General features: G+C 29.3%; 18 protein-coding genes. 17 read left to right on the top strand and 1 reads right to left on the bottom strand.

Annotation, left to right across the window (positions count from 1 at the left end):
* The 3 genes from BM183_RS07025 to BM183_RS07015 all read left to right on the top strand — a co-directional run bounded on the left by BM183_RS07025 (position 1) and on the right by BM183_RS07015 (position 4,067).
* Positions 1-2,244 carry a polysaccharide pyruvyl transferase family protein gene (locus tag BM183_RS07025; RefSeq protein WP_170847917.1) on the top strand — a complete coding sequence of 748 codons (2,244 nt, stop codon included), beginning with the start codon at positions 1-3 and terminating at the stop codon, positions 2,242-2,244.
* Positions 2,245-2,490: 246 nt separating this feature from the next.
* The gene (locus tag BM183_RS07020) at positions 2,491-3,267 is read left to right on the top strand and encodes an ABC transporter permease (protein WP_091685599.1); all 777 of its coding nucleotides are present in this window, start codon (positions 2,491-2,493) and stop codon (positions 3,265-3,267) included.
* 62 nt (positions 3,268-3,329) lie between these two features.
* Positions 3,330-4,067 (top strand): ABC transporter ATP-binding protein, encoded by a 738-nt coding sequence (locus BM183_RS07015; protein ID WP_091685598.1) that lies wholly within the window; start codon positions 3,330-3,332, stop codon positions 4,065-4,067.
* A 90-nt stretch (positions 4,068-4,157) separates the two neighbouring features.
* On the opposite strand, the gene BM183_RS07010 is transcribed toward BM183_RS07015, so the two are convergent.
* Complete coding sequence (locus tag BM183_RS07010; RefSeq protein ID WP_091685596.1) at positions 4,158-6,008, bottom strand: O-antigen ligase family protein; 1,851 nt, start codon at positions 6,006-6,008, stop codon at positions 4,158-4,160.
* Between the two features lie 217 nt (positions 6,009-6,225).
* Here BM183_RS07010 and BM183_RS07005 point away from each other — a divergent pair, with 217 nt between their 5' ends.
* The 14 genes from BM183_RS07005 to BM183_RS06940 all read left to right on the top strand — a co-directional run bounded on the left by BM183_RS07005 (position 6,226) and on the right by BM183_RS06940 (position 22,765).
* Positions 6,226-6,810 carry a sugar transferase gene (locus tag BM183_RS07005; RefSeq protein WP_091685594.1) on the top strand — a complete coding sequence of 195 codons (585 nt, stop codon included), beginning with the start codon at positions 6,226-6,228 and terminating at the stop codon, positions 6,808-6,810.
* Positions 6,807-7,598, top strand: a complete 792-nt coding sequence (locus tag BM183_RS07000; protein ID WP_091685593.1) for an NAD-dependent epimerase/dehydratase family protein — start codon at positions 6,807-6,809, stop codon at positions 7,596-7,598. Before BM183_RS07005 ends, BM183_RS07000 begins: the two co-directional genes overlap by 4 nt.
* A 43-nt stretch (positions 7,599-7,641) precedes the next feature.
* The gene (locus BM183_RS06995; protein WP_091685680.1) at positions 7,642-8,751 is read left to right on the top strand and encodes a glycosyltransferase; all 1,110 of its coding nucleotides are present in this window, start codon (positions 7,642-7,644) and stop codon (positions 8,749-8,751) included.
* Positions 8,752-8,818: 67 nt separating this feature from the next.
* Positions 8,819-9,871, top strand: coding sequence for an acyltransferase family protein (locus BM183_RS06990; RefSeq protein ID WP_091685591.1), 1,053 nt, complete (start codon positions 8,819-8,821; stop codon positions 9,869-9,871).
* A gap of 560 nt (positions 9,872-10,431) precedes the next feature.
* Complete coding sequence (locus tag BM183_RS06985; protein ID WP_242960904.1) at positions 10,432-11,580, top strand: glycosyltransferase family 4 protein; 1,149 nt, start codon at positions 10,432-10,434, stop codon at positions 11,578-11,580.
* 53 nt (positions 11,581-11,633) lie between these two features.
* Positions 11,634-12,410, top strand: coding sequence for an ABC transporter permease (locus BM183_RS06980; protein WP_091685588.1), 777 nt, complete (start codon positions 11,634-11,636; stop codon positions 12,408-12,410).
* Positions 12,410-13,678, top strand: a complete 1,269-nt coding sequence (locus BM183_RS06975) for an ABC transporter ATP-binding protein (protein ID WP_091685586.1) — start codon at positions 12,410-12,412, stop codon at positions 13,676-13,678. Before BM183_RS06980 ends, BM183_RS06975 begins: the two co-directional genes overlap by 1 nt.
* A gap of 11 nt (positions 13,679-13,689) precedes the next feature.
* Positions 13,690-15,231, top strand: a complete 1,542-nt coding sequence (locus BM183_RS06970) for a methyltransferase domain-containing protein (RefSeq protein ID WP_170847916.1) — start codon at positions 13,690-13,692, stop codon at positions 15,229-15,231.
* Positions 15,231-16,322 carry a glycosyltransferase family 4 protein gene (locus tag BM183_RS06965; protein WP_091685583.1) on the top strand — a complete coding sequence of 364 codons (1,092 nt, stop codon included), beginning with the start codon at positions 15,231-15,233 and terminating at the stop codon, positions 16,320-16,322. Before BM183_RS06970 ends, BM183_RS06965 begins: the two co-directional genes overlap by 1 nt.
* Positions 16,319-17,362, top strand: coding sequence for a glycosyltransferase family 4 protein (locus tag BM183_RS06960; protein ID WP_170847915.1), 1,044 nt, complete (start codon positions 16,319-16,321; stop codon positions 17,360-17,362). Before BM183_RS06965 ends, BM183_RS06960 begins: the two co-directional genes overlap by 4 nt.
* A gap of 10 nt (positions 17,363-17,372) precedes the next feature.
* Positions 17,373-18,527, top strand: coding sequence for a glycosyltransferase (locus BM183_RS06955; RefSeq protein ID WP_170847914.1), 1,155 nt, complete (start codon positions 17,373-17,375; stop codon positions 18,525-18,527).
* 722 nt (positions 18,528-19,249) lie between these two features.
* Positions 19,250-21,325, top strand: coding sequence for a DUF6311 domain-containing protein (locus BM183_RS06950; RefSeq protein WP_091685580.1), 2,076 nt, complete (start codon positions 19,250-19,252; stop codon positions 21,323-21,325).
* 53 nt (positions 21,326-21,378) lie between these two features.
* On the top strand, positions 21,379-22,329 hold the full coding sequence (locus tag BM183_RS06945; protein WP_091685578.1) for a glycosyltransferase family 2 protein: 951 nt from the start codon (positions 21,379-21,381) through the stop codon (positions 22,327-22,329).
* Position 22,330: 1 nt separating this feature from the next.
* Positions 22,331-22,765, top strand: a complete 435-nt coding sequence (locus BM183_RS06940) for a GtrA family protein (protein ID WP_091685577.1) — start codon at positions 22,331-22,333, stop codon at positions 22,763-22,765.
* Positions 22,766-22,819 lie beyond the last annotated feature (54 nt).

Genomic DNA, 22,819 nt, shown 5'->3' with positions numbered 1-22,819 from the left:
TTGAAAGCAGGTGTTATTACATTTCATAGTGCGCATAACTTTGGCGCCAGCTTGCAGACTTGGGCATTACAAAAAGTCCTTAAGAATTACAAAATAGATGCCTCAGTTATTAATTATCATCCAAGTATTATTGATGATTTGTATGATCCTCTTAGTGGGAAGTCAGGTTTAAAGAAAGAATTAGCCAGATTAAATCTAAAGAGGACAAACCCAAGAAGTCTAATAAGGTTTAATAACTATACAAACTTTATTAAAAACAGCTTTAACCTGTTAGGTGATTATTCTACTTATAAAGAGTTAGAAGCAGGGAATGTGGATTTAGATGCCTATATAGTTGGCAGTGATCAGGTATGGAATAGTGAGCATATAGGAGGTTTCGATCCGGCCTACTTTCTAAACTTTGCAAAACCGGGTGCTCTTAAAATTGCTTATGCTGCAAGTCTTGGTAAGGATTATATTTTACCGATTTATCATGATAAAATTAGAGAAAGTTTAGAAACCTTTACCTCTATCTCTATAAGAGAAAAAAGTGGTAAAGCAGCGGTAAAGCAGCTTACCAGCAATTCTGTAAGTATTGTACTGGATCCTACTCTTTTATTACCAAGAGAAGATTATGAAGAAATTAAGACAGTACCGGATATTAAAGAAAAATATATTTTCGTATACATGATGGAGCATAATCCTGATGTAGTTACTTTTGCTAATAGGGTATCTAAGATGACGGGACTTCCTATTATTCAGAGGAGGCCTAATAAGCTGTTTAAAAATGAAATTGGGACCTGTTATACTTCTGCCCCAGGGGACTTCCTTGGATTAATAGAGAATGCAGAGTATGTTATTACAAACTCCTTCCATGGAACGGTATTTTCTATTGTATACGAGACTCCTTTTGTTTCCATGCTGCATTCCAATACAGGCAGTAGAACCATTGACTTATTAAATACATTGAATCTGGAATCACATTTATTGTATAACATTGAAGATTTTACAGACTTTGAAAAATTCGAAATTAAGAATGTAGAAAAGCTGAGAAGCCGTGTATTAGAACTTAGAAGAGCATCATTGCTATTCTTAGAAGATGCACTTAGATTAAGTGATAAATATAAGCAAGTGGATTGCCCTACTAATATTAGCAGGAATGAGTGTTATGGTTGCTTTGCATGTAAAGAGATATGTCCAACCAATGCAATTACAATGATAAAGGATGCAGAAGGATTCTATTATCCTGTGGTTGATGAAGATAGATGTACCGATTGTGGCGCCTGTGCTAAAGCTTGTATTCGAAGAGATAATCACATCATTGACTATCAAGAAGAATACCCTAAAGTGTATTCTGTTATGAACAAAGAGGAAGAAGTTCGTATGAAGAGTTCTTCCGGTGCAATCTTCCCTGAACTTGCCAGATATGTAATTGACGAGAAGAAGGGGTATGTTGTTGGTGTTAAGTTTGACGAGAACATGAAGGCAGTAGCTTCTATAGCAAATAACATGGAAGATTTAAAAGCATTTTATGGCTCTAAGTATGTAAAGAGTGAATTTGATGGTATCTTCCCGCAGATCAAACAATTATTAAAAGATGGACATACTGTATTATATTCCGGTTTACCATGTGAATGTGCCGGACTTCGTTCTTACTTAAGAAAAGACTACGACAATTTGATTATATGTGAGATAGTCTGTCATGCTGCTCCATCACCAAAGATATTAGAACAATACATGGAGTACTTAAAGAAAAAGTTTGGTTCCAAAGTTAAGAATATAACCTTCCGTGATAAAGAAAAGGGTTGGTTAATTCACAAAGCTACTATGGTAATCGAATTTGAAAATGGAAAAGAATTGAGAATAAATGCAAGAAGAAATAATTATTTCCGTGCATTCCTTAATGACTTTATTGCCCGCCCAAGCTGTAATAAATGCGAGTATACCTTTACAAACCGAGTAGGTGATGTGACAATCGGTGACTTCTGGGGTATAAGAGATATTGATCCGGACATGTTTGATGATAAGGGTGTAAGTTTACTGACAATTAATAATGAAAAAGGCAGTAAAGTATGGAATAATGTGAAAGACCGCTTTACCTACAAAACTAGTGATATGACCAGTGCATTTACGAAGAATCATATTGCGGCCAGTCCGTTCCGATTAGAACGATTAGAAATATTTGATAAGTTGGATGAGACGCCAATAGATGATCTGCTACTTGGATATAATGATTTAAAGCAACAGGAAACCAATGAGTCTTAAATATTGTAAGAAAGAATTATAATATTGCATGAATCAGCTGTCATTCTGAGATTAAAAGGTTAGGAAGAACTCCATGGAATCATATGCCAGATTTTAGAGTAAAGAATTAAGCTAACCTTAACTCAGAATGGCAAAATGCAATGAATGATTGACATATTCAAGTGATATAGTGGATTTAAAATTATATAGAAAGGTACCTATAAAAGATGCTGTTCTAATCAAAATAGGTATTTGGGTATAAAAAATATGAAAAAGTATATTCAAAATTTTGTTAAATATAGATTCCTATTAGGAGAATTAGTTAAAAAGGGAATTTCCCTTAAATATAGAAGATCTTATCTTGGTATCTTGTGGACCTTAATTGAGCCATTACTTACCATGATTGTATTAACTGTAGTGTTTGGTACACTATTTGGTAATAACGATCGAACATTTCCGGTATATATTCTATCCGGCAGATTGTTATACTCTTTCTTCTCTATTAGTACTAAAATAGCAATGAAATCAATACGTACACATAGTTCTATGATTAAAAAAGTGTATGTTCCTAAATATATGTATCCACTGTCAAGTGTACTTACGGAATATATTATATTTCTAATATCTCTGATCGTATTAGTAGCGGTCGCTGCAGTATTGAAAGTAAAGCCGACTATCTATTTATTTGGAGCTATTGTACCGTTAGTTATTATTGCAGTTATGGCTTATGGATTGGGGCTTATACTGGCAACATTGGCTGTATTCTTCCGCGACTTGGAGTATATATGGTCAGTAGCCTTGATGTTAATTATGTATACTTCAGCCATCTTTTATAAACCGGCAAAAATTATTAATGGCGGTTACGGATGGTTACTGGATATAAATCCGTTGTATTCAGTAGTATCCAATTTTAGAAATTCCATATTTGGTGCACCATTGGATCAAAGAGCATTATTAATATCAATTGCTTATAGTACAGTATTTTTGGTAGTTGGTACTATTATGTTCGCAAAGAAACAAGATGTATTTATTCTTTATGTGTAAAAGCCATGGCATTCTTCATTAATGTCATTTTATATACGTGTTAAAAGAAAAGGAGGCATACCATGGGTAAGACCGTTGTTGATGTACAACATGTTAGTATGCGATTTAGCCTATCTTCAGAAAAGGTAGATAATCTAAAAGAATATTTTATTAAATTTGTTAAAAAAGAAATTACTTATAATGTGTTCTGGGCTTTAAAAGATATAAACTTAAAAGTAAATAAGGGAGAGCGTCTTGGAATACTGGGGCTAAATGGTGCTGGTAAGAGTACCTTGCTTAAGATTATAGCAGGTGTATTAAAGCCTACAGAAGGTTCTGTAACAGTAAGAGGCGTAATTGCCCCCTTATTGGAGTTAGGTGCAGGATTTGAACCTCAATATACAGGTGCAGAGAATATCTATCTATATGGAGCTGTACTTGGGTATCCAAGAGAGTTTATAGCAGAGAAGTATGATGAGATAGTAGCTTTCTCAGAATTGGGTAAATTTATTAATGTGCCATTAAAGAATTATTCATCAGGTATGAAATCAAGACTAGGGTTCGCTATCGCAACCATTGTGGAACCGGATATATTAATACTGGATGAAGTATTGGCAGTTGGTGATGCAAAGTTTAAGAAGAAATGTGAAGCGAAGATCCAATCTATGTTTGATAAAGGGGTTACGGTATTGTTTGTATCTCACTCATTGGCGCAGGTGCAGAAGATCTGTGATAAGGCGATATTGCTGGAACATGGACAGGTTATAGCACAGGGCGGGATTGATGAAGTTAGTGCTATATATGAGGAGAAGACGAAATAAAAAAATATAGAGATATAATATAAAAAGACAAGAGAAACTTTCAAAGGATTCTTTTGTCTTTTATATTATATCTCTATCATCTTATTCTTGTTAAGCTTTTGCTTTATTACTAATTTGTTCTTTTACTTTATAATTACAAGCAATTCCGATACCAATTAATGCCCAAGCAATAGGAGCTACAGTAATGGTTGAGTCATTGGATATTCCTGAAACCATATAAGCAACAACTCCGATAAATATCGCTACTCCGACTCTCTTAAAATAAGTATCAAATTTTCCATTTATGTATATCTTTATGCAGGATATAAAATATGCAATAAAGAATACAAGAAATGCAATTAACGAAAGAACACCGGATTGAACGCTTATCTGTAAATATAAACTATGAGGTTTGGTTATTATCTGAGTATCATATCCCATATTCGTACGGTATACATAGTCTTGATGAGGAAACTGAATTGTAAAGGTATCTGCACCGGAACCGAGTATAATATTATCCTTTAGCAAAGGAATGGTTCGGGACCATATATACCCTCTACCGGAAGCAAAATTCTCATAACCTGTAAATAAAGAGGATTCTGCTTTATTAATTTTATCGAATCCACCAAAATAATTAAGGTAATAAAAAGTACCATCCTCAAATTGATTGGAGAAGACCCAATCTCTGCCTTCAATGTTTATTTGAACACAAAGTAAAGAATCATAAACAACAGGAGTGACTGTAATACCAGAAAATCTTTCATCTGTGATAGTGGATGTTAGTGTATTTGTATCTATTGTGGTTTCAATATCTTTACCATTTGTATCCTTCATTGTAATGTCAATATTTTCATCGAATTTATTTAGGTCAACGACTAAATTATTACCTTTGTAGGTTATAGTTAATACTTCTTCTGTTTTAATATCTGTCAAAGAGAATTCGGCTTTCTTGTTTAAAATGATATTTATATTACTAACTACTTTATTAAAGGTTGATGAAATAGCAGATCTAAAGCCAATAATTAATGTAATAAAGATACCAATAATAAGCAAGGTTATTTTAATATTACGAAAAATATATTTTCTATAAAAGATTATGGTAATAATTAATGCAATAAATAAACTAATGAAACCTGCTTTTGACTCAGCTCCTAAAAGACAAATAATAAGTCCTAATATTATACCTAAATATAGTAAACTAGTTTTTAATTTTTTCTCAGTTAACAGTAAACCAGCTATAAGTGGAAGAATCAAAGAAACGTATACACCAACATAATTTGGATTAAAGAGAGTTATATAAACTCGTTTAGGACCAAAAGTAAGTTTAAAACTATCAAGTTGGTCCCAATATCTTTCAGGTGTATATAATTTTTTACCAATAGTAGTTGCAAAAAAATCGTTACCAGTAGCTTGTAAAATACCTAAGAATATCATAATTAATATACCCATTAAAAAGTATTTTAATATGAACTTAATATCATCCTCAGTTTCGATAAAAAGATATGCATAATAAACAAGGAGACAGTAACCTAATATAACAAAGATGGACTCAAAGTGTCCGGATGTTCCTTTAAAACCCAAAGATGGATAATCAGAAAACACTGTAGAGAGTAATGCTAAAAGTCCATAAAGAGATAAAGGAATAAAGATAGGTAAAAATCTTGTTTTTTTCTTTTCTATATAGCCCTTCCAGATAAGAAAAAACAACATAATGAGACAAATCACAATAAAAAAGACTTGTTTGTAGAATAAGAATATGTCAAGTTCCTCACCGTTGCTGGAGTGCCACGAAAAACCGGATAAACCGGAATCGAATTCATACAAATACATAATCAACGGAAGTATAGACATAACAGCTACTAAAGGTAACATATATAACTTATTATAACCTTTACTTGGCTGATAAGAATAACTTGTCGAATGTTTTGATTTCTTATTCCTAGGTAAATTCATAGATTTCATATAAATAAATCTCCTTCATATGTAAATGGTTTAATGTATTTATAATATTGTAGTATGTTATAGCTTAAAAAACAAGTGTTACCATAAATATTAATGAATTGATAAAATATAATATGTGCAAATATTGTGTTTTTGTATTTTTGATATCGAATTAGCTTGTAAAAAAAAGCTGAAATCTTTATAATATAAATAAATATTCGAAAGGTAGAGTATTACTATGTATTTAAAATATATAAAGAGATGGATGGATTTTGTATTAGCGCTTTTGGCATTGATATTTTTGTCATGGTTATTTCTAACATTGATTATAACTATTAAATTAACTTCTAAAGGACCAGTATTTTTCTGTCAAAGAAGGATAGGAATACATAAGTCAGAATTCTACATACTTAAGTTTCGAACCATGAGAATTGATACGCCAAAAGATGTGGCAACTCATATGCTAAAAAATCCAGATGAATATATAACACCAATTGGAAGGTTTTTAAGAAGGACTAGCCTTGATGAATTACCTCAATTAATCAATATTATTGTTGGGCATATGTCGATTGTAGGACCTAGACCTGCATTATGGAATCAGTATGATTTAATTGAGGAACGGGATAAATATGGAGCCAATGATGTGCGACCAGGCTTAACTGGTTGGGCGCAAATAAATGGAAGAGACGAATTACCAATTACAGTTAAGGCGAAACTGGATGGGGAATACATAAAAAAGGTTGGATTTATATTTGATTTGAAATGTATTCTTAAAACTTTTAGTATCGTTATTCGTCGTGATGGTTTAAAGGAGGGGGCATGAAGAAGGTACTAATAATTGGAGCTAATAGTTATATTGGTAAGAGTTTCTGTCAGTATGTTTCAACTAGATGTAAAAATGATATAGTTGCATATAAGACCAGTGCCTCTGATGATTCATGGAAGAATGAAAATCTAATGAATTATGATGCTGTTCTAATGCTTTCTGGTATTGTCCATAAGAAGGAGAATAAATCGCTAGAAGATATTTATGATAAAGTGAATCATAAACTGGCTGTACAGATTGCAAAAGCAGTTCAAGCGAGTGGAGTTAAACAATTTATATTTATGAGTACTGCAGCAGTATATGGTTCAAAAGTAAAGCACATAACGAAACATACTGTTCCCAATCCGACAACCTACTATGGTAAATCTAAGCTTGCAGCAGAAAAAGGTATTATGAAACTTAAGTCGGATAAATTTCTAATTACAGTTGTAAGACCACCCATGGTTTATGGTGAAGGATGTAAGGGTAATTATCCAAGACTCGTAAAATTAGCTAGAATGGTTCCAGTATTTCCTGAGATACATAATAAAAGAAGTATGATACATATCGATGAATTAAATAAATATCTTGCTATGTTAATTCAGAATGAAAAAGGTGGAGTATTTCACCCGCAGGACAAAGATTATGTAGATACCTGTGACCTTGTAATTAACATACGAAAAGGTATGGGGAAAAATACTTGGGTTACAGGAGCTTTTAACCAAGTGATATATTTACTTAGCAGATATATTAAAAGTTTAAACAAGATGTTTAGCGATTATTATTATGACAAAGATCTTGAATAATATAAAAAGTATAACTATAGACAAAAGATTTTATGGAGAAATTATGCAAAAAGTAAAAGTATTGCAAGTGAATAAGTTATATTATCCAGTTACTGGTGGAATAGAAAGAGTAGTGCAACAGATTGCAGAGGGATTAAATGAAAAAACGGATATGAAAGTCCTTGTCTGCCAGAAAAAAGGAAAAACAGTAATTGAAAATATTAATGGTGTTACTATACAAAGGGCAGGTAGCTTCGGAGTTTTATTTTCAATGCCGATATCAATCTCTCTTTTTTGGCAATTGAGAAAACTATCAAGGGATAGAGATGTAATACACTTCCATATGCCTTTTCCATTAGGTGATTTAGCTTGTTTATTATCAGGATATAAGGGAAAGGTAGTAGTATGGTGGCACAGTGATATTGTAAGACAGAAAAGGCTTATGAAACTATACCAGCCTATAATGGACAAGTTTTTAAAAAGGGCAGATGTTATTATTGTTGCAACTAAAGGGCATATAGATGGTTCAGATTATTTGCTGAAGTATATAGGTAAATGTATTATTATACCTTATGGAGTTGATAAAGAAATCGAAGAAAAAGGTGATTATTATTTAAAGAATTCTCAGCCAACTCTTAAAGCTAATATAAATATGTTGTTTGTAGGTAGACTAGTATATTATAAAGGTTGTAATGTTTTAATAGAAGCATTTAGTAAAGTAAAAGGTGCTGAATTAACTATTATAGGCAGTGGCGAACTAGAAGAAGAGTTAAAGTTGCAAGCTAAGAAAGCTAGAATTTCTAATAAAGTTCACTTTTTAAGTAATGTTGATAAGGAAAAACTTAATCATGCTTTTAAAGAGTGTGATGTTTTTATACTTCCTTCGATTATGAAAAGTGAAGCATTTGGACTAGTTCAGATAGAAGCAATGGCATACGGGAAGCCAGTGATTAATACCAATCTTCCTAGTGGAGTACCTTATGTAAGTTTAGATCATGAAACTGGGTTAACAGTACCTCCAAATAATGTACAAGCTCTGGCAGATGCTATGACATGGATGGTTGAGCACGAAGAAGAAAGGCTAGAAATGGGAAGAAAGGCTAGAATAAGAGTGAAGGAACATTATCGTATGGATGATATGTTACAAAAAGTTCTAGATGTTTATCAAAGTTAAAATTACATGTAATAACTATCTGGATAGTTAAAAGTTTTTAATATAAAATCAATGAAAGAGGTAGAAAATGAATAAGCCTAAGTATTATAATATTGCATTTTTAAGAGTTTTTGCCACAATAAGCGTAGTTTTAGGACATACATTAATGTATGAAAGCCATATAATGCTTAATGTATATAAAGTTGTTTATTCATATAATATGCCATTGTTTGTTTTTATTTCGGGATTTCTTTTTATGGATTCACAAATTCGAAATAATTGCAAATTCTTAACAGTTGTTACAAATAAATTTAAACGATTAATAATTCCAACTTTTATTGTATCATTATTTTGGATACTTCCTGCACATATATTTATTAGTCAAGATATGAAGCTTTCAATTTCTACGATTTTTGAGAAGGGTAAAGATTTATTATTAGGAAATGTTGAATATTTATGGTTCCTATTAATGCTTTATTGGGTAATAATAATGTTTTACCCAATAAGTAAACTTTTTAAAACACGTTATTCCAATATATTAATTCCAATAGTTGGAATGACATTGATATTTATTTATTTAAAAACTAGCCTTTATAATATGCCTAACTTTTATTCAATATCACAAGCTTCAAAATATATATTTTATTTTTATCTTGGAGCTGTATTTGGAAAATATCATGTTGCTATTGATTCGTTTATACGAAAAAATAAAGTAATTGTTATGTTTATAGCAATATACTTTGTACTAAATGGTCAAGTGTATATAATTTTTAAGTATGATACGTATGTTGGTGCTTGGTTCATAACGAGTCATATTTGGTCATATCTTGTTGTATCAACTGTAACTGTAATTTTTTTATACGTTTTATCAGTTTGTTGTAATGATTATATAGAAAAATGGTTTAAAAGAAGTAAATTTATAAGTTTTATTGATAAAGAAAGCTTAGGTATATATTATGTACATACACAAATGGGTACAATAATGGTTCAATTAATTAGCAAGATTAAGCTTCCTCTTACTAGGTTTAATAAAATATCAACTCTATTTATTTCAATGGTATTATTATCATCTTTAGTTATATTGTTTTATAATAAAATTAAAACAAAATTAAAACAAACTATTTTAGTTAACCTTTCGTAAGCTCAAGCAGGTAATTGGTGGATTTTGTTACTATTTTTAGAGTAAATCCATGCTAAGCTGAAACGTTATCTCAAAAAGGAGAAATCACACCAATTGATACGGTAACAGACCAAAAAGAACAGAAACATATAGAGTTAACAGTGAAGACGATTGAAGGTTATGTCCAAGTTAGCTGCATAGCAATGGGTATCATATAACTTATATCATTGAATTTTTCAGAAGAAATGCAGGTGGGAATATTTCGCTATTTGAGGACACCGTCGAAAGAAATTGTATCAGAAGCAACAGTTGCTAAGTATTTAAGGTAAAATATTTTTCGCATTATGGCTAAAAAGTCTTATTTATGCATAACACGATTTATTCATGAGAAGCAGAAACCCATTCTTAAAGTGATTGAACTTTTGATTGTCCAGTAACTATGAGATTACTATTATTGTTGCTAATTAAGATTATTATTTGGTAAAAAACCAAATATAACAAAATTATATTGTTAATATATTTTAGGTAAGGTATAATATAATTTGTCGAATTATTAATCATAAATGAAAAGATAGGATATTATGTTGAAGATAGCATTTGATGTTCAATTGTTAATGAAAGGAGAAAAAACAGGGATTGGTTGGTGTACAGAAAACTTATTAAAGAATATAGCTCAATATGATGGTTTCGTATATCAGCTCAATTGTTTTACTCTTGGATACAATTCAGAACAATTACAAAACGTAGAAAAATATATGAGTTTAGGGTTTAAAATTAAGAAATGTACATGGTTCCACGATGTATTCTATAGAATGATGTGGAGCTTCTTTCCTGTACCATATTCATTGTTCTTTGGTAAGAATACAGATATTACAATGTTTTTTAATTACTTAATTCCTCCAGGAGTAAGAGGAAAAAAAATAGCAATTATATATGACATGACATATAAAACTTATCCTGAGACAGTAAGAAATAGAACAAGACATCTGCTAAATCTGGCACTGGAAAAGTCATGCCAAAGGGCAGATCATATAATAACAATTTCAGAATTTAGTAAAAAGGAGATTATAAAATATTTAGGTATACCTAAGGATAAAATAACAGTTATGCCTTGTGGAGTGGATTTCTCTATATATCACCCCAATTATAGTGTAGATGCAGTTAATAAGGTAGTTGAAAAATATAATATAGATAGCCCTTATATTTTATATCTTGGTACTTTAGAGCCAAGAAAGAATATTGAAAGATTAATTCGAGCTTACGGAAAGCTTTCTGAGGAGAAAAAAAACTTGCCTAAACTAGTTTTAGCAGGAAGAAAAGGTTGGATGTATGAAAGTATCTTTAAAACTGTAAAAACTTTAAATTTGGAAGAAAAAATTGTATTTACAGGCTATGTAGACGAAAAAGATGCTCCTATTTTAATGAAAGGAGCAGAAATTTTCTTATTTCCATCAATTTATGAAGGATTTGGAATGCCTCCATTAGAAGCAATGGCATGTGGTACACCTGTATTAGTTTCAAATGTATCATCTTTGCCGGAGGTAGTAGGTGATGCAGGAATTCAAGTGAATCCATTTTCTATAGAAAGCATAAAAAATGGTATGGAGTATCTAATTAATAATAAGGAAAAAAGGTTAGAATTATCACTAAGAGGAATACAAAAATCAAAAGCATTCACTTGGGATGTTTCAGCAGAAATATTAAGAAACGTTTTTAATGGGTTAAAATAGTATTATATTTTTAGTTTTTATTAAACATATTGAAAATTGAGGTAAAATATGCAATGCAAATATTAAAAGAATTATATGATTATAGACAAATGATATATAGCCTGGTAAGAAAAGACTTGCGTGGTAGATATAAAGGATCTGTCTTGGGATTCTTATGGACTTTTATAAATCCCTTATTACAACTTGTTATTTATACAATTGTTTTTTCAATAATATTAAGAGCAGGAATAGATAAATTTTATTTATATTTATTTGTTGCTTTAGTTCCTTGGATATTTTTTCAAACATCTATCACTGGAGGTTCGGCATCGATCCATTCTCAACAGGATTTAATAAAAAAGATATATTTTCCCAGAGAAGTGATTCCAATTTCATATGTAACTAGTTGTTTTGTTAATATGCTTTTTAGTTTTGTTATCATATTTATTGTGGTTGCGTTTTCAGGCGTTCATATAAAATTGTTAGGGCTTTTATGCCTACCAATTATAATGTTTGTTGAATACATATTAGCATTAGGTTTTGCAATGATTGCTTCTGCCGTAACAGTGTACTTTAGAGATTTGGAACACATATTAGGAATTGTTACAATGGCTTGGATGTACTTAACTCCCATCATGTATCCCATAGAGATGGTACCTGAAAATTTAAGAAAAATATTTATGTTAAATCCTATGACACCTATAATAACAGCTTACAGAGACATTTTATATTATGGTACAATATCTCACATAAATACTTTATTGAATGGATTCTTACTCGGGGTTGTTACTCTTGTTATTGGATTTGCTGTTTTTGGAAAATTAAAGAGACATTTTGCGGAGGAATTATAGTGAGTGTTATTAGTGTAAAGAATGTTGAAAAAAACTTTAAAGTATATTTTGATAAAGGACAAAGTCTTAAAGAAAGATTACTGTTTAAAAATAGAAATCACTATGAAATAAGAAAGGTACTGAAAGGAATTTCTTTTGAAGTTGATAAAGGGGAAGCACTAGGTCTTATTGGAGAAAATGGTTCTGGTAAAAGTACTTTGCTAAAATTGATGACTAAAATCATGTATCCAGATAAAGGTAATATTAATATTAAAGGCAGGGTCTCAAGTTTAATTGAATTAGGAGCAGGATTTCATCCTGACATGAGTGGTAAAGAAAACATTTACACAAATGCATCTATCTTTGGATTAACTAAAAAAGAAATAGACAGAAGATTAAACGATATAATTTCTTTTTCTGAACTTGAAGAATTTATTGATAATCCTGTCAGAACTTATTCATCCGGTATGTATATGCGACTAGCTTTTTCAGTAGCAATTAATGTAGACGCTGATGTACTTCTAATAGATGAAATATTAGCTGTTGGTGATGCAAGTTTCCAGAGCAAGTGTTTTGATAAATTAAGGGAAATAAAGAAAAATGGGACAACCATTGTAATAGTATCACACTCATTGGGGCAAATTGAGCAAATATGTGATAAATCTATATGGATAGATCAAGGAGTTATAAGAGAAGTAGGAAAGCCAAGAGAAGTACATCCAATTTATATGGAATTTATGGGTGAAAAAAGGCATCAGGTGATAGAAAGTTCAAAGAAAATAGAATCAAAAAATAATGATCAGATAATTGAAGAACAAGCAGAAGATACAAATGAAGGAAATACTCCATTAGAGATAACAAGTATAAACAGATGGGGTAATAAAGATATTGAAATTAATGAGGTTAAGATATGCGATAATTTAGGAAATGAAAAATACGTATATAGAACTGGTGATTTAATGGATATTATTATTAAATATAAAATGAATAATGAAACTGTTAACCCTGTTATCGGAATAGGTATTTTTAGAAATGATGGTATACACTGCTATGGTACTAATACAAGTACAGATAGTATAGATAATGTTACTTTAAAGGAAGAAGGAAGTATTAGATTTAGTATCTCAAAAAATAACTTATTAGAAGGGGAATACCTATTAGATGTTGCAATTCATACAAAAGAAGGTTTTGCTTATGATTATCTAAAAGACGTAAAAAGTTTTAGGGTCTATTCAGTACAATCAGATATAGGTGTTACTAGATTAGATCATGAATGGGATATCAATTAAGGGAGATTATTATGGAAAATATTGATTTAGATAAAGTTATTGATGAGATTCGAAAATCTATTAAAGTCCTGTCTGATCTTGATATCGAAGATAAGTTTGAAGAAATATCAATAAGTAAAATTATAAATGATATTACAGAACAAGCTGAGAATATGGTGACTGGTGATAAGTTTATTGAAAAAAAGAACTATGTTCAAGTAATTTCTAATAGTGAATCAAAGAAAATAAAATTACTAAAAAAAATAGATAACAGGCTTAGAAAATTATCAATATACGATAAAAACATTAGACCAAGGCTTAGAATAAAGCTAGATAGTTTTTATAATAAAAAAATTATTGATGGTAACGAGTTGCTCAAATTTGAAGATGAAGAATTTATTGATGCACTTTATCGGAGTGTTTTATTCAGAGAAGCTGATATTGAAGGAAAAAATAATGCACTTCAATTCTTAAGAAAATCAGGTACAGATAAAATAGATTTAATAAATTTTTTTATAAAATCAGATGAAGGAAAATCAAAAAATATTAAAGTAGTTGGTATTTGGAAAAAGAAAGCATTTATATATGCAAAAAGAGGGATTTACAAAATCCCTATATTAGGATTCATTATCCAATTCTTGGTTAATATTTGTTTATTAACTAAGAGATTAAGAAACTTCCAGCTAGGATTCGATGATATATATAATCAAATTAGACTATTAAATACTCGTTCTTTGAATATTGAAAAAGATTTAAATCAATTTAGGAATAGTACTAACTCTATTAAGCAAGATATAGAAAGTATTAATGATAGGACTAAAGAGATTGAGCATTTCAAACTTGAAAGCGTCATATTCGAAGAAAAGCAGAATAGTAAATTAAAATATGAAAAAGATATTATTGATAGGTTTTATCTCCGATATAATGAAGTTGTTATGCCAGATTCTCGCGAAGAAGTTAAAAAACGATCAATTATTTATATTGATAAGTTAAATAATTGGTTTAGAAATCGAAATAAGAAAGAGTTAATTGTAATTGATTTAGGATGTGGAGAATGTGAATGGGTTGAACTTCTAAATGATAATGGATTTCATGCTAAAGGTGTAGATAGTAATTCTTCTGTTGTAAAAAAGGTAAAAGAAATTTTACCTAATATTAATATTGAGGAAATAGATGCATTTTCATATTTAAAAAGATTAGATGATAATTCAGTGGACATATTATCATCATTACACATGGTAGAGCATTTAGATATGATCGAGTTAATTGAACTGTTAAGTGAATGTAAGAGAGTCCTGAAAAGTGGTGGTGTGCTTATTGTTGAAACTCCTAATCCTCAAAATATATTAACTTCAACCTATTATTTTAACATGGATCCCACCCATAAAAAGCCTATACCACCTGAACTTTTAGCATTTCTAGTTAATGAAAGTGGATTAACTGTAGAGGAAAAGATATTATTATATCCATTAGAATTTATTCCTTACGAATACAGTGAGGATGATCCTATAAAGGATATTATATTTAGATTTAATATGGAACAAGCATATTCAGTATTGGCGGTGAAGAGATAATGAAAATTGTATTAATGCACCAAACTATTACAAAGCATGATGCTATAGGTAATGATATAGAAGTTATGTTTAATATCTTGAGGGAAAAACATGATTGTAAAGCTTTTGCCCTAAATAGATTTAATGATAAATTAGAATATATAAATGAGAGCGAATTAGAAGAAGTACTATGTGATAAAGATAACTTAGTTATCTATCATCACAGTGTTAATTGGGAATATGGAGAAGAACTACTTAGAAAATGTAAATGTAAACTTATTATAAGATACCATAATATTACTCCACCAGAGTTTTTTAAACCATATAATGAATTCCATTATGAGCAATGTGATAAGGGTCGTAAACAAACAATCAGATTTGCGGAAGAACTAAAAAATGCGTTTTGGTTAGTAGATTCCTACTATAATGCTGAAGATATAAAAAATGTAGATAAAAACAGAATTGCTATTTGCCCACCTTTTAATAAAATCGAAAATTGGGCAGCTGGTATACCAGATGAAGAAGTATTAAAAGCACTCTTATATGATAGAAATATTAATTTGCTATTTGTAGGTAGGGTTGCACCAAATAAAGGCCATTTATTTTTGCTAGATGTATTACACAGTTATTGTATAAATTATGGTACTAATATTAAACTTCGGATTATTGGTAAATTTGATGAAGGTTTGCCTGGATATAATCAGCTAATAAACAACAAAATTAATAATTATGGTCTTAATCAATATGTAGAGTTTATAGGTGAAATTAATGATGCAACACTTATATCATATTATCTAGGAAGTGATTTTTTCATTTGTGCTAGTGAACATGAAGGATTTTGCGTACCTATACCTGAGGCACAGTATTTTCAGCTACCTATCATTGCGCGTAGAACAAGTGCAGTTCCTGAAACAATAGGGAAAAACCAAATTGTTTTAGGGGATAATGTAAAGGAATATGCTGCTGCCATTCATGTGTTATATGAGAATGAACAGTACAATAAATACATACGTGATAATGGTGTTAAAAACTTTAATGATAGGTTTACATATATGGAGATTTTAATAATATTTAAAAATATATTAAGAGAAAGTATGGGGGTGGAAGTGTGAAAATAGCCATTGCTACAGTACAGGTCCCCTTTATTAAAGGCGGAGCAGAAATTCTTACTAATATGTTGTGTGAGGAATTAAAAAAGAGAGGGCATAAAGCTGATATCATATCAATTCCATTTAAGTGGTATCCTTCTTCTACGCTTTTAGATTGTATGTTCATGGGTAGAACTATGGATTTATCAGAAGTAAATGGAGAAAAGATAGATCGAGTAATTGCAATGAAATTTCCAGCTTATTATGTAAAACATGATAATAAAATTTTATGGTTAATGCACCAACATAGACAGGCCTATGATTTATGGAATACTAAATATGGAGATCTGCAAAACATGCCTAACGGTGAGTTTGTTAAAAATATGATTATTAAACATGATAATAAATATATTGCAGAGGCAAAAAAGATATATACTATTGCAAATAATACATCAAAGCGATTAATGAAATATAATGGGATAGAGAGTGAGACTTTATACCATCCTCCTTTGAATTATGAAAAAATGCATTGCGATGCTTATGGAAACTATATTTTTTATGCAAGTAGAATTGATCCGATGAAGCGACAACGCTTACTAGTGGAGTCCGCTAGGTATATTAAATCAGATGCTAAAATTGTCATAGCTGGTTCAGGAAGTAAAAATGAACTTGACTATATAAGTAATCTTATTAATAAATATAATTTAAAAGATAAAGTAAAAATGGTTGATTATATTTCAGAGGAAGAAAAAATAGATTATTACGCAAAGTGTTTAGGTGTATATTTTGGGGCATATGATGAGGATTATGGATATATAACATTAGAAAGCTTCTTTTCAAAAAAGCCAGTCATTGTTCACAAAGATGCAGGAGGACCATTAGAATTTGTTATTGACGGCGAGAATGGTTATATAATTGATGAAGATGCCAAAATTCTAGCAGAAAAGATTGATGAACTATTTTTTGACCGTAATAAAGCAAAAAAAATGGGTAAAGAAGGGTACGAATCTTTGAAAAATAAGCATATTGATTGGGATTATGTCATTGACAAACTACTTCAATAAGGAGGATGTAATGGAGAAGCCGTCATTACTTTATGTTAGTCCTTTTTGGCCTAAAAAAAGTGGAATTAGTGAATACAGTGAAGCTCTTATTAGTGGTTTAGCGGTATATTTTGAAATTACTTTAGTTATTGATAACTATAAAATTGAGAATAATGAAGTAAATAAAAAATATAGAGTGATACAGTATAACAAAGAAATAAAATATGATGAATACAATTACATTATATATAATTTTGGTAACAACCCTGAATATCATGGATATATGTATGATATGATTCAAAAATATCCAGGTTATGTAATTTTACATGACTATATATTATACTATTTATTTGTAGGGTATTATGCTAATAAAAACATGCTTTTTCAAAAAATTTATGAAATTGAAGGATGCTATGGAATACAAATTGTAAAAAACAGCCTTAAGAATTATGATAATAATGATTTACTACGACATAAACAAATAGCATCTTTATTGCCAATGAATAAAGAAGTTATAGAGAAAGCTAAAGGAGTGATTGTTCATTCTGAGTACACAAACAATATAATTAAAAAAAATTATTCAGGAATTAATACTTTGGTAATCCACCTAGTTAAATGTGAAACTGAAAACTTTGATGATAAATTGTTCTTACATAATAAATTAGGAATAGGTAAAAACGAAAAAATAATAGGTTCAGTTGGGTTTATTGCTGAAACAAAGCAAAATGAGTTAGCTTGTTTGGCTATAAAAAAATATAACGATACACATAATGAAAAAATACATTATGTAATGATTGGTGAAGGAAATTACGTTGATTATCTATTAGATGATTATATACATAAAACAGGATTTATAAATAATAAAGATTTTTTCAAAGCTATAAATTCGTGTAGTATTATATTAAATCTACGTTATCCTTATAATGGTGAGTCTTCAGCTACACTAATTCAGTGTATGGATATTGGAATACCGTGTGTGGTTACTAATATAGGTTGGTTTAGTGAAATACCAAATAATTCAGTAATTAAGGTACCAGTTAAAATCTCAATAGATGAACTATGTGATAAACTCGATGAAATAATTCAAAGCAATTTGGATGTCCTTGTTTATAATGCTAAAAAATATGTAAAAGATTTTTGTATACCAGAAAAAGTTGCTAAATCTATTTATGATTTTTTATTATGAAGAGTATGAAATATAGATTAGAAGGTACTAGTATAAAGAAATAATTATTTGGATTTTGAGAAATGAATATCTTCATGACGATAAGGTATTCATAAAGAAATTTCACGATGAAATCAGTGATCTAGCGGGATATATTGCTGGAGCCTCCGCTTCTCAGTTTTTCGTCAGGAAATCGTTCAACACAAGGGGATATCATAGTTGAAACCCATACATGGTGTCAAATTCCAGTAAAAGTATACTTTCTGATAGAAATTATACTATAGCAATTCTTTCTCGTAATTATAATGAAGTGAAAAGAAATAATAAATTTTTAATTACAACGCTGATAGCTTAATATGATAGTCTAGCCATTCGCATAGCGTTAAGCATGATGAAAGATCCACCTATAATAATAAAAATACTCATTATCCTTTTCGACGGAAAATTAAATGATATAAATAGAATCCTCTCTAGAGGGGGATTTTCCACTTATCACTCAGACGATTTTAATTTTATGATACTGCACAGTAAGTGATAAAATGTCACCTGAGTGGAATTTCCATTACTTGTGTTTTTACTGGATGGGATGAGAATGCTCCCTAGAAAAGATATATTGGTTTAATAATTTTGTTCAGAGCAATTCGTCAGAAAGATTTGCTAGGTGGAATTATGTTTCAAAGTGCCATAGCTTAATATTACTGGGTGCTAGGTAGCAAAGTTCAAAATGTTAGTGGAGGAAATATATGGAAAAAATAGATAAAAAAAATCTAATATTTATATTTGCGTGTGGAGCAATTCTTGGATTGATTTCATTTATTGGTATATATGGCTATAATGTATTGAATGTACAGTACGATGATTGGCTAATGAGAGGAGGAGATATTTCTCAGCACTATTTAGGGTGGAGATATTACCGTGAATCTAATTGGTCTTTTCCTATAGGACTGATAGAAGGATTAGCTTATCCAAGCAAATTTTCTATCATCTATACTGATTCAATACCTCTATTTGCTGTAATTTTTAAAGTTATGTCACCAATACTGCCTGAGACGTTCCAGTATTTTGGAATTTGGGGAGCTGTCTCATTTATGTTACAGGGAGGAATTTCTGCAATCATTATTAAAAAGTTTACCAAAAGTAATATAATTCCAATTATTTCTTCATTATTCTTTATCTATTCTCCTGTTGTTTTGCAAAGAATGTTTGCACACTCTGCCCTTGCAGGACATTGGATTATATTGTGTGCAATAGCAATTTACGTATATAAAGAATACTTTAATTCATTTAAAAAAAATATTATTAGTTGGTCTATCTTGTTATCTTTAGCGGTTAGCATTCATATGTATTTTGTTCCTATGATTGTTGCAATTATGTTCTTTTATTATATTAAAGATTATATTGAAAATAAGAGAATAAAAGAATCTATCATTGTAATGCTATCATCTATTACAATTGCATTGGTAATAATGTATCTACTTGGAGCGTTTTATGGAAATTCTGATATTATACAAGGCGGATTAGGTATATATAGTGCTAATATTAATACTTTATTTAATTCACAATTAACTTCTAAATTTCTCTTACAATTACCTTTAGCTACAAGTGGTCAATATGAAGGATATGCATATCTAGGAATAGGTGTAATTATTTTATTATTAATTGCAATTGTTGATATAATTGATAAATTTGATATGAAAATCAATTTTAAGAATTGGATAAAAAATAATATTGATTTAGTTTTATGTATAAGTATCATGTTTGTATTTTTTATTTTTGCACTTAGCCCTACTATAACAATTAATGATAAAATAATTGTTAATATTCCACTACCTAGTTTTATAAACTCTGTATTAAGTATATTTAGAGCTTCAGGAAGATTTATGTGGCCAATTATGTATATTCTTATGATTTTATTAATAGTAAATGTTATAAATAATCATTCAAAAAATATGCCTGTAATATTAGTGATTTGTTGTATATTACAATTAATTGATATTTCACCTGTGATTAAAAATCTAAATCTTAGGTTTTCAAATAAAATAGAGTATACATCAAAGTTAAATTCAGATGCTTGGGAAGAACTTTCAAAAGATCATAATGAAATAATTTTTATACCTATCGAAGGTGAAGGTAATAGTGAAATTTTATCATCCTACTTCGATATAGATACAATTTTTGATTTGGGAGAATATGCAATTGATAACAATATGGTTATGAATGATTTTTACATAGGTAGAAGAGATTCAAAAAAAATTTCTGAGTATAGATATAAGCAATGGAATGATTTAATTAATGGAAATATAAATAATAATGCTTTATATATATTCAAATCAGTACCTTTTAGCTTAATAGATAGTGAAAACATAAACTTCTATAAAATTGATAACATTATTGTTGGGTGTGAAGATAAACTTAGTGAAACAGGTAAATATAAAAATTTTCAAAAACTAAATAAAAATAGTAAATACAGTATTGGATTAAAAGATAATGAATATTTAATAAATGGAGATGATACAGAAAATGGGAGAAAATTAAGAAATAATGGAGTTTCATTTGGACCATATATATCTTTAAGTAAAGGAACATATATGGTATCTATAAAGGGTGTAAATTTAGATAAAGCAAATTATGATGTGTGTTATGAAAATGGAAAAAATACTGTTCAACACAATGAAATATATATAGATAGTAATTTAATTAATTATGAATTTACTTTGGAACAAGATGTTATAGCTTTAGAAATAAGAGTTATGAATAATCAAGAAGAAGATATAATAATCAATAATATTATTTTAGAAAATAAAAATGCTAATAAATAGTAAAGTAATATTTAAAAATTTTTAAACAAATTAGATGAAAGGATGATACTGACATGAAGAAAATTTCAGTAATTGTCTCAGTATACAATGAAGAAAAGGTTCTTAATGATTTTTACATAGAAACAAAAAATGTATTAGAACAATGTTGTTGGGATTTTGAAATAATATTTGTTAATGATGGAAGCCATGATAATAGCTTGGCTTTATTAAATGAAATTGTTAATAAGGATAATAAAGTTAAAGTTATTAGTTTCTCAAAAAATTTTGGACATGAAGCAGCTATGATTGCAGGAATAGATTATAGTTCTGGTGACGGAGTGGTATGTATGGATGCAGATTTACAGCATCCCCCAGAACTTATACCAAAAATAATTGAAAAGTTCAATGAAGGGTATGAAGTAATTAGTATGGTTAGAACAAAGAATCAAGATGCAGGATTATTAAAAAACATCACATCAACAATGTTCTATAAAATCCTAAATATGATGTCTCCAGTTAAATTTGAGAATAATGCATCTGATTTTTTTGCAATAGCTAGTAATGCTGCTAATGTACTAAAAAAAGAATACAGAGAAAGAATGAGATTTTTAAGAGGCTATGTTCAAATTATAGGCTTTAATAAAATAGTAATTGAATATGAAGCAAATGATAGAAGAGCTGGTGAAAGTAAATATAGTATTAAAAAGCTTGTTAATTTCTCAATTAATGCACTACTTAGTTTTTCAGATTTACCTTTAAAGTTGGGTATTTTTTCTGGTTTAATTGTAGCAATCATCGGATTTATTTTAATGATTTATACTATATATACTAAATTGGTCTATAATGCACCTAGCGGATACGCAACAATAATAGTTGTTCTGTGTTTTATGTTTTCTTTAATGTTCATAATAATTGGTATTATAGGTGAATACATTGCGATAATATTTGCAGAAATCAAGAATAGACCTATTTATATTATTAAAGAAACAAAGAATTTAAAAAGTATAGATGAAAGTGAAGAATAGAATGAATAAAAAATTTCTAATACATATTTATAATAATAGAATTATCAGGTATATAATTTTTGGTGGATTAACTACACTTGTAAATCTTTGTAGTTATTTTGTATTTCGTACTTTTGTTAAGATGAATGTAAATAAAGCTAATATAATTTCTATAATAATAGCTATTTTATTTGCTTATACAGTTAATTCAAAATTTGTATTTGAATCTAATTGTAATAATTTAAAAGAGAAATTTTATGAGTTTATAAAATTTATTAGTGCAAGAATTTCAACTATGCTAATAGAAGTTATTGGAGTTTTTATTTTTGTAAATTTACTTCAATTTAATGATTTTATTTCAAAGATATTAATTCAATTTGTAGTGTTAGTCCTAAATTATGTATTTAGTAAGTTAATTGTATTTAAAACGGAAAATGAGTCGGTTAAAATTAGCTAATATCTTTTTACGAATAAATACAATAGAATTAGAAAATAGAGAAAGAGTCATTTA

Origin of the sequence: Anaerocolumna aminovalerica (assembly GCF_900115365.1) — a bacterium.
In the GTDB taxonomy this organism is placed as follows: Bacteria; Bacillota; Clostridia; order Lachnospirales; family Lachnospiraceae; genus Anaerocolumna; species Anaerocolumna aminovalerica.
Note: the sequence above shows the minus strand (reverse complement) of the source record. Positions and strands in the feature narration are given on the sequence as shown.